Below are 13,859 nucleotides of genomic sequence, written 5' to 3'. Positions count from 1 at the left end.
AATGGAACTGAATAATAAAATCATGTTAATTACATATGCGGACAGTCTGGGCAGGAATTTAAAAGAACTGGATACAGTTCTGCACACGTATCTGGAGAATGAAGTAGGAGGGGTTCATATTCTGCCTTTTTTTCCCTCTTCCGCAGACAGAGGTTTTGCTCCTCTGTGTTATGATCAGGTGGATGCAGAATTCGGAACATTTGAAGATATAAAAAGAATCAGCAGAGATTATTATCTGATGTTTGATTTTATGGTAAATCATATTTCCAGAAATTCTGATTATTTTAAGGATTTTGAGGAAAAGAAGGAGCTTTCCGATTACAAGGAAATGTTTATCCGATATAAAGAGTTCTGGGATCAGGGAGAACCAACCAAAAAAGAGGTGGATTTAATCTACAAACGAAAGCCACGGGCACCCTATACCGAGGTTGCATTTAAAAATGGGGATGTGGAAAAGGTTTGGTGTACCTTTTGTGAGGAACAGATTGACCTGGATGTAAGGACTGAGACGACGAAGAAATTCATACGTAAATCCTTAACCGACATGTGCGAGAATGGAGCCTCCATAATTCGGCTGGATGCATTTGCCTATGCTGTAAAAAAGAAAAATAGCAATTGCTTTTTTGTGGAGCCGGATATATGGGAGCTGCTTCATGAGATTCAGGATGTTGTGTCCTCAAAGGGTGTGGATATATTACCGGAGATCCATGAGCATTATACCATCCAGATGAAAATTGCAAAGCAGGGATTCTGGATCTATGATTTCGCACTTCCCGTTCTGGTTTTAAATGCGCTTTATACAGGAAACGGGATGTATTTGAAACGATGGCTTGAGATGTCTCCGAAAAAGCAGTTTACCACGCTGGATACCCATGATGGAATCGGAATTGTGGATGCCAGAGACTTAATGCCTGATGAGGCAATTGAGGAGACGAAAGAAAAAATGTTTACCAAGGGAGCCAATGTAAAAAAGATATACAATACGGCGGCTTACAACAATCTGGATATTTATCAGGTGAACACCACCTATTATTCTGCACTTGGTGACAGGGATGATGCATATCTGCTGGCGAGAGCCATTCAGTTTTTTGCACCGGGAATTCCCCAGGTATATTATGTGGGCCTGCTTGCCGGATCCAATGATATTAAGCTGATGGAAAAGACAAAAAATGGAAGAGACATTAATCGTCACTACTACAGCCTGGAAGAAATAGCAAAAGAGACGGATCGGCCAGTTGTGAAACGACTTTTTGAGCTGATGCGTTTTAGAAACACCCACCCGGCGTTTGCTTTGGAGGGAACTATGGAAGTGAAGCTTAAAAAGGATCATCAGCTGACTGTCATCCGTACCTGGGGCACCTATTATGCTGCGCTTACGGCTGATTTAAAAAGTTATGAATTTGACATCAGTCATAATTAAAAGATGAAGCTGGTTCTCTGCGTTGACAAATGCCCTCCGTCTCAGTAAGATAAATACAGAATAAATAAGGAGGGCTCTCAACGGATGAATACCATAAACAGTGTGATTGAAAAGATGATGAATTATTATAAAGGCGATCCAAAGAGGATTCAGCATTTTATTAAAGTATACCAGTTTGGTAAGCTGATTGGAGAAAAAGAGGGGCTTGATGCCAGGAAGCAGCGGATACTGGAAACAGCCTGCGTGGTTCATGATATCGGCATTAAGGCAAGCGAAGAAAAATATCACAGCAGCGCAGGCAATTACCAGGAGCTGGAGGGACCGCCTATTGCAAGAAATCTTCTTCTGTCTCTTGATTATTCTCCGGAAGAGACTGAGCGGATCTGCTGGCTGGTAGGTCACCATCATACATACAAAAATATAGAAGGGGAGGATTATCAGATTCTTGTGGAAGCTGATTTTCTTGTCAATGCATGGGAAGACGGGATGTCCCGGGAGGCAGTTGAGAATGTCAGGAAGAAGATATTTGCAACAGCATCAGGAATCCGAATGCTTGAAACCATGTATTTGTAAAGAAAAGAAGAGGGGGCCTTATGAAGAATCGTTTGCTATATGACAGACCGGTTCCGTACCAAAGATTCAGACCTGACAGTGAAGAAATTTGGAATGAAGCAGCACCCATTGGCAACGGGAACATGGGAGCTATGGTTTTTGGCGGAGTGCAGATCGATAAATTGCAGCTGAATGAGGATACCATCTGGTATGGGAACGGAGGCAGAAACCGTGTAAATCCAGAAGCGAAAGACAATTATCTTAAGATTCGTCAGTTACTTTCAGACGGCATGGTCTCAGATGCTCAGAAGCTTGCCGCTGATACCATGATGCCAATTCCTGACCAGCAGAGAAATTACAGTACCGCTGGTGAAATCTTTTTTGAATTTCATGAAGAGAACCAGGCGTATAAGAATTACATAAGGTGTCTTGACTTAGATCAGGCAATTGTGACCATGAAATATGAGATTGGCGGGAGGGATTACCAAAGGGAATATTTTGCCAGTGCCGTTCATCAGGTAATTGCCTTCCATCAGGAGAGTAAAAGTAAAGAAAAGGTAAATGGCTGCCTGACTCTGACATTTTTCCGCAGTAATGTAGAAAAAATTGAAAAAATATCCGACCACATCCTATCCATGACTGTAAAGGAAGGCGGGGAGGGCTGCTGTTATTGTGTCATGGCTGCAATTAAGAATGAAGGCGGTACCGTGGAGATTCACAGAGACCAGATCCGCGTAAATGAAGCAGATTCCTTTACTGTCTATCTGTCAATTCGAAGTGATTTCTATCAAGAAGAACCGGCCGGATGGTGCAGAGAAAAGCTGGAGTCTGTACTGAAACTGCCTTATGAGCTTGTGAAGTCGGAGCATAGAAAGGAGTACCAGAGCTACTTTAATCGCGTTCAATTTTCGCTGGGTCAGGATACTGAAAAAGCGGAAAGGACGATTCCTGAAAGACTGAAAGCCATGCAGCAGGGAGAACAGGATCTGGAGCTGATTGCAGCGTATTACCAGTTTGGCAGATATTTGTTAATTTCAAGCAGCAGACCGGGGTCACAGCCGGCAAATTTACAGGGCATCTGGAACCGCAATGAGCATCCGGCCTGGGGCAGTAAATATACAATTAACATTAATACGGAAATGAATTACTGGCCGGCAGAAAGCTGCAATTTATCGGAATGCCACCTTCCGCTTTTCCAGTTAATCCGCAGAATGCTTCCCTATGGTCAGAAGGTTGCAAGGGATATGTACGGCCTGCCCGGTTTTGTTGCTCACCATAATACGGATTTGTTCGGAGACTGCGCGCCCCAGGATGCAGTCATGTCGTCTACGATCTGGCCTATGGGTGCAGCCTGGCTTTGCATTCATATCTGGAATCATTATGAATATACCCTGGATCAGGAATTTCTGAGAATGAATATGGATTTGATGAAGGAAGCCAGTCTTTTTATATCGGAGTATCTCTTTGAAAACCATCAGGGGAAACTGATAACAGGGCCTTCCATTTCACCCGAAAACACCTATCTCCATCAGAGCAGTCAGACGGGTCAGCTTTGTATCGGGCCAACTATGGATACCGAGATTATCAGGGATCTGTTTGAGGCTTGTATCAAAGGGGCAGAGATCACTGGCTGCGAGGATGAATTGACAAATAGGCTAAAAACAATTTTACCCCGTCTGCCGGAGTTGTCTGTTGGTAAATACGGACAGTTAATGGAATGGGCGGAAGACTATGAGGAAATGGAACCTGGCCACCGACATATCTCACATCTGTATGCTCTGTATCCTTCTGAGCAGATCACTTATGAAAGAACTCCGGAATTAATGGAGGCTGCAAGGGTGTCCTTGGAAAGACGTCTTAAGAACGGCGGCGGTCATACCGGATGGTCAAGAGCCTGGATTATTACCATGTGGGCCAGACTCAGGGATGGTGAAAAAGCAGGTGAGAATATCAGGGATCTATTGATAAAATCAACCTATCCCAATCTATTTGACTGTCATCCTCCGTTTCAAATTGACGGAAATTTCGGCGGGACAGCGGGAATTGTGGAAATGTTACTGCAATGCTTAAACAGTGAGCTTACATTTCTGCCCGCACTGCCAAAAACCTGGGACTTCGGACATATAAGCGGAATAAAAACCAAAGGTGCCCTAACCGTTTCCTTTACCTGGAAGGACGGAGAGGTTATTTCAGGCAGAATTCTTGCAGAAAAAGGCGGCAGATGCTGTTTTATAAAGCCTGACAGAATTACAAAGATCGTTTCCGGGGAAAAGGTAAGCATTACCTATAACGGGCAGAAGGTAGTCTGTTTCGGTGAGGGTGTATATGAAATACAACTCTTCTGTCAGTAAGGAGATCAGAGATGGAATATTATGTAGAACTGAAACTGAGAAAAGATGCTCATAACGGAGGATTGGTGATTTTACTGCTAAGGCATGGCTTATAGGTTAAAAAGCAAATTAGGGGTTGACAAATGAGGCAAATTGAACTAGTATAAAGACGAATATTCGGTAGGTGAGGCTACTACAGGGATACGGGCTGTTGCCGCAAAGTTGTGGAGACACAATGAGATGGTTTGAACAGGCTGCATCGACATTAAGGTGCAGCATAATACAGTTACATTGCCCTGTAAAGCTAAAACTCATACGAAAATATAAGAAAATGTAATTACATTCTCGTATATTCTTTCCGAATATGCGGGAATTTTTTATTTTAAATTTTAAAAAGAAAGGATGTGCCTGTTTTGGATAGTGGTAATTGTCACAGTTGTATAAAACGGATGATGGCAGTATATGATATCGGTGACAGGCAGTCTTTGCCTGTTACTTAGTTGTGCTGTTCAGCCAGATATTACGGCCATCATTCTCAAAAACACGTTTTTTGATAATGGTGGTTTTTTTGTGCCCATTTTTGGTCTATTTAATATCAGGCTTTATAATAAAAAGGATTATTTTGAAAGTGAGGTGAGGAGAATGGATGCAGACGGAAGTAGCGGCGCGGCCCCCGGGAAGCGAAGCAGCAGGAGTGATTTGGATGGAGACGTACACTTGTCTGCTCCAGGCTCCTGAACCCAATACGCTTCTCTTGGCCGCCATAATTTTTGAAATTACAAACTATAATTATGGAGGTAGAAACCATGAAGAAGATTTTTTTAAACAGAAAAAGGAATGGAAGGCTTTTGGCCGATCATTCCCGCTACAATGAAACAAAACAGAGACTGATTCAGGCTGCTGATGGAAATTCAAAACAGGTATTGAATGCATTGGGAACCTTTGAGGACGGACTCACAGAGGAAATGGCAGAGGAATCCAGAGAAACCTATGGAAACAATGTGATCACACATGGAAAAAAAGACTCCATATGGAAACGGATCTGGGCTGCATTTGTCAATCCATTTACTTCAATCCTGTTCCTCCTGACTGTGGTCTCTGTATTTACCGATATTATTTATGCAGAACCCCAGAATAAAAGCTATACAACCGTTATCATTATCACTACCATGGTAATGATCTCCGGGATACTCCGTTTTGTACAGGAAACAAGAAGCGGCAATGCTGCAGCCAAACTTTCACAGATGATTCACACCACCACCTGTGTGGAGCGAAAGGAAGCAGGCAGGCAGGAGATCCCCTTAGAGGATGTAGTTGTGGGTGATATCTTACATCTCTCAGCAGGGGATATGGTGCCTGCAGATGTACGGATTCTCAACTCCAAGGACTTATTTGTGAGTCAGTCTGCGCTGACTGGTGAAAGTGAGCCGGTGGAAAAGCTTGCTGTAAATCATACAGATACCAAGGTGCTCACTGAGATTACGGACCTGGCATTTATGGGAACCAATGTGATCAGTGGAAGCGCAAAAGCAGTTGCAGTTGCAGTGGGAAATGATACCGTGCTTGGAACGGTTGCTAAGGAATTGACGGTAAAACCGCCGATGACCGGTTTTGAGCGGGGAGTGAATTCAGTCTCCTGGGTACTGATCCGTTTCATGCTCATTATGGTACCCATAGTACTTTTTATTAATGGATTTACCAAAGGTGACTGGCTGGATGCCACGCTCTTTGCAATCTCCATAGCAGTGGGGCTGACCCCTGAAATGCTTCCTATGATTGTAACCACTTCTCTTGCCCGTGGAGCGGTTGCCATGAGTAGAAAAAAGGTTATTATTAAAAACTTGAACGCAATCCAGAATTTAGGCTCCATAGACATCCTCTGCACGGATAAAACCGGAACACTGACTCAGGATAAGGTGGTTTTGGAATATCATCTTGATATTCATGGAAATGAGGATGACAGAGTTCTCCGTCATGCATTCTTAAACAGCTATTATCAGACGGGGCTTAAAAATCTTATTGATCTGGCAATTATTTCAAAGAACCGTGAGCTTGAAAATAGCCATCTTGAAACTGGATATACAAAGGTGGATGAGATTCCCTTTGATTTTAACCGCCGCCGTATGAGTGTAGTGGTATCTGATTTAAACGGTAAGACTCAGCTGATCACAAAAGGAGCGGTGGAAGAAATGCTCAAATGCTGCTCCTATGCAGAATATAATGGTAATGTTGAGCCGCTTACAGAAGAGATTCGTGAATTTATTTTATCCAAATCCAATGAGCTCAATGCCGACGGAATGCGTGTAATTGCCGTGGCTCACAAGACAAATCCGGCACCGGAAGGTCAGTTTTCTGTCTCCGATGAGACGGATATGGTGCTGATCGGATATCTGGCTTTTTTAGATCCGCCCAAAGAAACCACTGCCCAGGCAATCAAAGCACTTTATGAGCATGGTGTGGATGTTAAAATACTGACTGGTGATAATGAGAAGGTTACCTGCTGTATCTGCAGACAGGTTGGTCTTCCGGTCAATGAGCTTCTTCTTGGCTCTGAGATTGATGACCTTGATGACAAAACACTGGCAGAAAAAGCCGAGAGCATGACTGTTTTTGCCAAACTATCACCTGCCCAGAAAGCAAGAGTGGTAAGAGTTCTAAGAGAACATGGTCATATGGTGGGTTACATGGGGGATGGAATTAATGACGCTTCCGCCATGAAAGCATCGGATGTGGGCATCTCGGTTGATACTGCAGTGGATATTGCCAAAGAATCGGCAGATGTGATTCTTCTTGATAAGGATTTAATGGTACTGGAATCGGGAATTATAGAAGGCAGAAAGACCTATGCCAATATGATAAAGTATATAAAGATGACGGCTTCTTCCAACTTCGGAAATATGTTTTCCGTGCTGGCAGCCAGTGCATTCCTTCCCTTTCTTCCTATGGCATCCATTCATCTGATTTTATTAAATCTGATTTATGATGTTTCCTGCACGGCGATTCCGTGGGATAATGTTGACAGAGAATATTTATTAAAGCCAAGAAAATGGGATGCATCGTCTGTGGGACGTTTTATGGTCTGGTTAGGACCTGCCAGTTCTGTTTTTGACATAGCCACATATTTACTAATGTATTTTGTCATCTGTCCGGCAGTATGCGGCGGGCTTATGTTCCATCAGATTACGGATCCGGCAATGCAGGCTCTCTTTATTGCAACGTTTCAGGCGGGATGGTTTATTGAATCCATGTGGAGCCAGTCATTGGTCATTCATATGATCAGAACACCTAAAATACCATTTATTCAGAGCTGGGCGTCCAGACAGGTAGTATGCCTTTCCTTTGCAGGGATTGCAGTTCTAACCATGATCCCATTCACTCCTGTGGCACAGGCATTAAAGCTGGCAGGACTGCCCGGAATCTATTTTGCATGGCTGGCACTGATTGTAGTCTGCTATATGGTGCTTGCCACTGTTTTAAAAACAGTTTATATTAAACGGTACGGAGAATTGTTGTAAAAAAATAAGAAAAGAAACCAGATTATATGATATACTGATCTCATCAAATACGATGACTGCATGATATAGAAAGGGAGATCCAGATGAAAATCATTATGTATGGGGCAGAAATCTGTCCGGATTGTGTAGCAGCAAAGGCTCAGTTGGGAGAATTTACCGCAGCCCAGCTGGATTACAGGAATATCACAGAGAATACTGCAACATTAAAAGAATTTCTCCGCCACCGGGATCATGATGAGATGTTTAAACCGGTTGTGGAAGAGGGCAGAATCGGAATTCCTCTCTTTATTCTGGAAGATGGGACACAAACCTTTGATATCGCTGATTTTATGGATGATGTCAAATCCCAACCGGTTCAGAATGCCTGTTCCATTGATGGAAAAGGGTGCTGATTAACAATTATAACAGGAGGTAATTTATGAACACGTTTCAAACCATTACTGCAAAAGAGTTTCATTACAATCCATTTCAGTTAATTGGGGATGAATGGATGCTGATTACTGCTGAAAAAGACGGGAAGGTAAATACCATGACTGCTTCCTGGGGCGGGCTTGGGATTTTATGGAACAGAAGTGTTGCCTATGCTGTGATCAGACAGAGCCGTTTTACAAAAGAATTTGTTGATGATGCCGATCATTTTTCCCTCTCGTTTCTGGATCATAAAGCATATGCAAAAGAACTGGGGTATTTAGGCAGCGTATCAGGAAGAGATGAAGATAAGATAAAAAAGGCCGGAGTAACGGTAAATCATGAAGACGGTGTGCCGTTTATTGATGAAGCGTCCAAAGTTTTAATCTGTGAGAAACTCTTTGTAACTGACATGAAACCGGAGAACTTTATAATTCCGGAAATAGACACCAAATTTTATGCAGATAAAGATTATCATCATCTGTATATTGGAGGCATCACAAAGATACTGACCAGATAAATGACCGGCAGGCATACATAGGATTCCGAAAATGACACATCCTAATAAAAAAATGAAAGGAGCCTGTTTATGCCAAAAGACAGTCAGCCGGATAATAAGGAAGCCAGAATGGAAAAATGCAATGGTCAGACGCCTCTAACAAGAGAAAATCAGAATAAGAATAAAAATGCCAAGCGTAAGTCCATTAAGCATAATGATGTCTAGCCACTCATAGTAAAAACAGTAAGAAGCAAGCCCCGGAGCTCACACCTCTGGGGCTTTCGTTATGCGCTGACTGATATTTATCACAAATTAATGTGTTTAAGCGTACCATAAATGAGACTGTTGATGAATGAGGTTTATAAGGTGAAAAAGCTTAATTATCAAAAGGTATTTGTACAATATCGGGATATAATGGAACCATACGGGCCTGTTAAGGGCAGATTATATACAATTACACATTCAGATATAACCGCAGAACTGTTTGTGTTTGTAGCCCCTGAGTATGCAGAGGATCAATTTACCAAAATGCATGACGAGGTGAAAATTGCCTGGGAATTATATAATGAAGGAATTGCTTTAATTGGCTATGTGACTGTTGATGGTGAGGGTGTAACCGGAGATGCATCCATAAGAAATAAGATATTCTATAACGAAATACCTGCAGCACTTCAGGCATTACGCCAGGCTGACAGATTTTTGTTTGAGAAAGAACCTGATCTGGATCAAGCACCAGTGTATATTCAATTTATCTCAGGCAATCCTGAATATAACAAAACATATGATTTTGGAGTTATTGGTATGTATAAGTGAAAATCAGCTGTGATGTCTGATCAATCGGCTAAAATAGGGGTTAATAATTATTTTTCTACTTTCTATTTGTAACTAACTATTTCATAAATTGACAGGTAACGTACCATTATCTATAATAAAGAGATACACTTGTGAAATATAAAAAAACGGAGGCGTCTATGTCAGATCATTCCATGGAATTTTTTCAAACAGATACCAGACACTGGTTTGAACGTGCTCTTGGTACCCCTACCCTGGTTCAGAAACAGGCATGGCCTGAAATTGCAGCAGGCAGGCACACCCTTGTTTCAGCCCCAACCGGAACGGGTAAGACACTGACGGCGTTTTTGATATTTCTTGACAGGCTTTTAAACGAAGCAGCAGACGGGCAGTTAAAACAGGAAGTGCAGCTGATTTATATCTCTCCTTTAAAATCCCTGGCTGGTGACATCAGGGAAAATCTCCGCCGGCCCCTGGAAGGAATTGTGGAGGAGAGAGAAAAATCAGGGAATTATAACGGTCAGGAACTTTCCGTGGGAATCCGAACCGGTGATACCACACAAAAAGAGCGGAATCAGATGATTAAAAGACCTCCCCACATTCTCATAACAACTCCGGAATCCTTCTATCTGATGCTGACCAGTAAATCAGGACAGAAAATCTTAAAGACAGCAAAAGCACTGATCATCGATGAGCTGCATGTGATGATTGATACCAAGAGAGGCGCCCATTTAATGCTTTCTGCAGCCAGACTGGACAAGCTTTGCGGTAAGCCTTTGCAGCGGATCGGATTGTCCGCTACCATTGAACCTCTTGATCTCGCAGCAAACTACCTGGCTCCCGGAGAGGTTTCCGTTGTCGCGCCTAAGATGAACAAGGAGATCCGGATTGAAATAAAAAGTCCAATTTCAGACGGTGGCATTCAGGGTAAGGACTCTGTGTGGAAAGACATAGCAAAAACCATATACTCTTATATAGGAGGAACAGGCAGTTCTCTGGCATTTGTGGAAGGACGGGCATATGCAGAAAAGCTTGCCCACTTTATTAACGAGTTAGGAGGAGAAGGATTTGCCCGCACCCATCACGGGAGCTTATCCAAGGATCAGCGTTTTGAAGTGGAGCAGGCACTGCGTGATGGTTCTTTGAAACTTCTTTGCACTACTTCCTCCATGGAACTTGGAATTGACGTAGGGGAAATCAAACAGGTATTTCAGGTTGGCTGCCCCCGTTCTGTCTCCAGCACCATGCAGCGGCTGGGCCGTGCCGGGCATAATCCCGGGCGTGTCAGCGTTATGTATATGTTTCCCAGAGAGGCTTCAGAAAGCTTATTTTGCGGATTTACTGCAGAAGCGGCGAGAAACGGGAAGATAGAATATGCCAGACCGCCCAGACTATGCCTGGATGTACTTGCCCAGCATCTGGTATCCATGGCATGTACCCAGGAATTCGGTGTGGAAGATGTGATGAATATTTTAGCCGGAGCCTATCCGTTTTATGAGGTAACGGCAGAGGATGTAAAAGGTATTTTGCGAATGCTTGCAGGTGATTATGAGCATGAACGGGATATTCCGGTAAGACCCCGAATTATATACGACCGGATTCATGACCGGATAAACGGAGATGCTTACAGCCGTATGCTGGCGGTCAGTGCAGGTGGAACCATTCCTGACAGAGGCCTTTATACAGTCCGGTCAGAAAGCGGAGTCAGGCTGGGAGAGCTTGATGAGGAGTTTGTCTTTGAAAGCAGAGTCGGGGACCGGTTTTTACTTGGTACTTTCGCATGGCAGATTGTCAATATCATGCGGGATACAGTGATCGTATCACAGGCAAATCCTTCCGGCGCCAGGCTTCCCTTCTGGCATGGAGATATTAAGGGGCGAAAACTTGGAACCGGACTTGTATTCGGGGAGATTTTCCGCAGGTTTAATGAGTCTGGCAGTACAGAAGCTTTATATAAAGAATTAACAAAGCTTGGCTTAGATGAAGTGACTGGAGAGCGTGCCCTTGATTTCCTGCTCAGTCAGCAAAAAAGCACGGGAATCCTTCCAGATGACAGAACCATACTGATGGAGCACTTTATGGATGAAAACAGCAGTCATCAGATGATGGTTCACTCTGTATTTGGACGTCAGATCAATGAACCCCTGTCCCTTCTTGTGACTGAAGCAGCAAAACTTCATATGGATACTACCATTAACTGTACGGCAGATGACGATGGTTTTTTATTGTTTCCTTATGATGGAACCCCTTTGCCTGATGGACTTATTTATGAAGTATCTCCTCAAAAAGCAGATGCCATTGTCGCTGCATTACTTCCGGCCACCCCTTTATTTAACATGAATTTCCGTTACAATGCAGCCAGGGCGCTGCTAATGGGAGTAAGAAATCAAAAGCGTCAGCCCCTCTGGATTCAGCGAATGAAAAGTGCACAGATGCTGACTGGCCTGGTAAAAGAGGAGACCCATCCCATACTAAGGGAGACAAAACGGGAATGTCTGGAGGACTTTTGGGATTTAAAGGGACTGCAGTCTGTTTTATATGAGATACAATCAGGAAACATCCAGATACGGGAAATGTACTTGGAGACACCTTCCCCCATGTCACTGCCTTTAAGGCGCCAGACAGAAGCTTCCATGATGTATGATTATGCTCCCACGCCCCAGAGCATCCATGAGACGGTAAAGGAGGCGGTTCATGAGGCAGCAAAAATCACCCCAGAGCCTGAGCATCTGGCCCGTGTTTCCCAGAGAATGCATCTTCCGGAAGATGAGGAACAGCTTCATACACTTCTTATGATAGAAGGGGATATGGAAGCAGGAGAACTGGATATTCCCATTGAATGGCTGGAGTCACTGGCTTTTAAGGGAAGGGCACTCTACGTAGAACCCGGCTTATGGATTGCGGCAGAGCATGCCGATGAATATGAAAATGCTCTGATTAAGGGGCAGAAAAATGCGGGGAAACGTCTTGTTCAAAGAATGCTTAAGTATCGGGGAGCAAAATCTTTGGAACAGACAGCCGAACGGTATTTGTGGTCAGAGGAAAAAGCCCTTGATATTTTAACATCTCTGTGTGACCAGAGGAAAGTGATTTTACAGGATGGAGTTTATTATCACGCAGACCTTTATGACAGAGCCAGAAATGAGACAATTAAAAGCAGAAGAAGGCAGATTACCACCATCCCTTCCGGATGCTATGCCGCTCTTATGGCAATGCGCCTTCGGATATCCGCATCCCCTCTTGAGCAGCTTCAGACTGCTTTGGAAGGATTACTGGATCAGCCTTTTCAGGTAGAACTGTGGGAGAATGTACTTTTGCCTGCACGGGTGGGAAACTATCGACCGGAACTTATGGATTCCCTGTTATCAGCGGGTAAAGTATACTGGCAGCTGGAAAACGGTTCTGACCTTACGTTCCATCGGACTGCTGATATTGACTGGAGTGCAGATTTATGGGAAGTCCATGAACAGCTGGAGGGAGAGGAAAAGGCCGTATATGGCGCCCTGTTGAAGCATGGGGCAAGCTTCATGCAGAGATTGGAAGAAATCATAGGGGGATCGCCTTATGAAGCCTTGTTTTCACTGGCAGAAAAGGGGCTTGTAAGTGCGGACAGCCTGATTCCCGTCAGGCAGCTTATGAACCGGGATAAACTGAATAAGGGAACCGTTCGCCAGCGGGTAAATGCCAGAACAAAAATTTTATTAACCGGCAGATGGGAAATAATTCGTCCGCGGAAGGAAGCTACCGTTGAACAACTGCTTGACCGCAGCTTTGATAAAACCGTGATTGTGTGCAGGGAGACAATGAAAGGCCTGACCTGGAGTGAGGCACTGGAGACGCTGCGGATCTGGGAATATACTGGCAGGGTGCGGAGGGGCTATTTTATTGAAGGCCTGTCAGGAATTCAGTTTATCCGGGATAAAAATTTTGCAGGAACCATGGCAGGTCTTTCAAATCCCGGTAAAGAGATAATATGGTTAAACGGAGCTGATCCCGTCCAGCTTTGGGGGAAAGTGCTAAAGCATCAGGAAGGAAAATCATTTCTAAATGTGCAGGGAACTGCAGTTGCACTATGCAAAGGAATACCGGCAGCCATTTTTGAACGCCAGGGAAAAGTCTTAAAGATATTTGATATGAATTGTGCAGAGGCTGCGCTTAAGGTGTTTGTTAAGGAATTTATGGGACATAGGATCTACCCTTCACGAAACAGAATAGTAATAAAAGAATATCCCAAGGAAGCAGAAGATTTGCTTCGTCTGGCAGGTTTTCGCCGTGAACTGCAGGATTATGTACTGTATTGCCTTTAGAGACATGGAAGGCATAAGGGGATCATAGAATTAAAA

Annotated in this window: 10 protein-coding genes and 1 riboswitch; all 10 genes read left to right on the top strand. The window is 43.7% G+C overall.

Going from position 1 to position 13,859, the window contains the following annotated elements; genetic code table 11:
- Nucleotide 1: 1 nt before the first annotated feature.
- On the top strand, nucleotides 2–1,420 hold the full coding sequence (gene gtfA / locus ABS301_RS13585; RefSeq protein WP_349672716.1) for a sucrose phosphorylase: 1,419 nt from the start codon (nucleotides 2–4) through the stop codon (nucleotides 1,418–1,420).
- Between the two features lie 84 nt (nucleotides 1,421–1,504).
- Nucleotides 1,505–1,993, top strand: coding sequence for an HD domain-containing protein (locus ABS301_RS13580; RefSeq protein WP_349672715.1), 489 nt, complete (start codon nucleotides 1,505–1,507; stop codon nucleotides 1,991–1,993).
- A gap of 20 nt (nucleotides 1,994–2,013) precedes the next feature.
- Nucleotides 2,014–4,323 (top strand): glycoside hydrolase family 95 protein, encoded by a 2,310-nt coding sequence (locus tag ABS301_RS13575; protein ID WP_349672714.1) that lies wholly within the window; start codon nucleotides 2,014–2,016, stop codon nucleotides 4,321–4,323.
- Between the two features lie 148 nt (nucleotides 4,324–4,471).
- Nucleotides 4,472–4,631, top strand: a riboswitch (M-box (ykoK) riboswitch).
- Between the two features lie 133 nt (nucleotides 4,632–4,764).
- Entirely contained in the window at nucleotides 4,765–5,040 is a 276-nt protein-coding gene (locus tag ABS301_RS13570; protein ID WP_349672713.1) for a hypothetical protein, read from the top strand.
- A gap of 68 nt (nucleotides 5,041–5,108) precedes the next feature.
- Nucleotides 5,109–7,817, top strand: a complete 2,709-nt coding sequence (gene mgtA / locus ABS301_RS13565; RefSeq protein ID WP_349672712.1) for a magnesium-translocating P-type ATPase — start codon at nucleotides 5,109–5,111, stop codon at nucleotides 7,815–7,817.
- An 83-nt stretch (nucleotides 7,818–7,900) separates the two neighbouring features.
- On the top strand, nucleotides 7,901–8,209 hold the full coding sequence (locus tag ABS301_RS13560; RefSeq protein WP_349672711.1) for a hypothetical protein: 309 nt from the start codon (nucleotides 7,901–7,903) through the stop codon (nucleotides 8,207–8,209).
- Nucleotides 8,210–8,235: 26 nt separating this feature from the next.
- Entirely contained in the window at nucleotides 8,236–8,745 is a 510-nt protein-coding gene (locus ABS301_RS13555) for a flavin reductase family protein (RefSeq protein ID WP_349672710.1), read from the top strand.
- Between the two features lie 69 nt (nucleotides 8,746–8,814).
- Nucleotides 8,815–8,949: a hypothetical protein gene (locus tag ABS301_RS13550; protein WP_277407106.1), complete on the top strand. Its 135-nt coding sequence runs from the start codon at nucleotides 8,815–8,817 to the stop codon at nucleotides 8,947–8,949.
- 141 nt (nucleotides 8,950–9,090) lie between these two features.
- Nucleotides 9,091–9,537, top strand: a complete 447-nt coding sequence (locus ABS301_RS13545; RefSeq protein WP_349672709.1) for a staygreen family protein — start codon at nucleotides 9,091–9,093, stop codon at nucleotides 9,535–9,537.
- Nucleotides 9,538–9,695: 158 nt separating this feature from the next.
- Nucleotides 9,696–13,823, top strand: coding sequence for a DEAD/DEAH box helicase (locus ABS301_RS13540; protein ID WP_349672828.1), 4,128 nt, complete (start codon nucleotides 9,696–9,698; stop codon nucleotides 13,821–13,823).
- Nucleotides 13,824–13,859: the final 36 nt, after the last annotated feature.

The organism is Lacrimispora sp., assembly GCF_031982545.1.
GTDB lineage: Bacteria > Bacillota > Clostridia > Lachnospirales > Lachnospiraceae > Lacrimispora.
The sequence above is the reverse complement of the archived record's forward strand: the minus strand, read 5'-3'. Positions and strand labels throughout refer to the sequence as shown.

Excerpts from the sequence above, each read along its gene's own strand:
- ABS301_RS13540 (WP_349672828.1), top strand. The coding sequence starts at position 9,696 with ATGTCAGATCATTCCATGGAATTTTTTCAAACAGATACCAGACACTGG.
- ABS301_RS13570 (WP_349672713.1), top strand. The coding sequence starts at position 4,765 with ATGATATCGGTGACAGGCAGTCTTTGCCTGTTACTTAGTTGTGCTGTT.
- ABS301_RS13555 (WP_349672710.1), top strand. The coding sequence starts at position 8,236 with ATGAACACGTTTCAAACCATTACTGCAAAAGAGTTTCATTACAATCCA.
- mgtA (WP_349672712.1), top strand. The coding sequence starts at position 5,109 with ATGAAGAAGATTTTTTTAAACAGAAAAAGGAATGGAAGGCTTTTGGCC.
- gtfA (WP_349672716.1), top strand. The coding sequence starts at position 2 with ATGGAACTGAATAATAAAATCATGTTAATTACATATGCGGACAGTCTG.
- ABS301_RS13550 (WP_277407106.1), top strand. The coding sequence starts at position 8,815 with ATGCCAAAAGACAGTCAGCCGGATAATAAGGAAGCCAGAATGGAAAAA.
- ABS301_RS13580 (WP_349672715.1), top strand. The coding sequence starts at position 1,505 with ATGAATACCATAAACAGTGTGATTGAAAAGATGATGAATTATTATAAA.
- ABS301_RS13575 (WP_349672714.1), top strand. The coding sequence starts at position 2,014 with ATGAAGAATCGTTTGCTATATGACAGACCGGTTCCGTACCAAAGATTC.
- ABS301_RS13560 (WP_349672711.1), top strand. The coding sequence starts at position 7,901 with ATGAAAATCATTATGTATGGGGCAGAAATCTGTCCGGATTGTGTAGCA.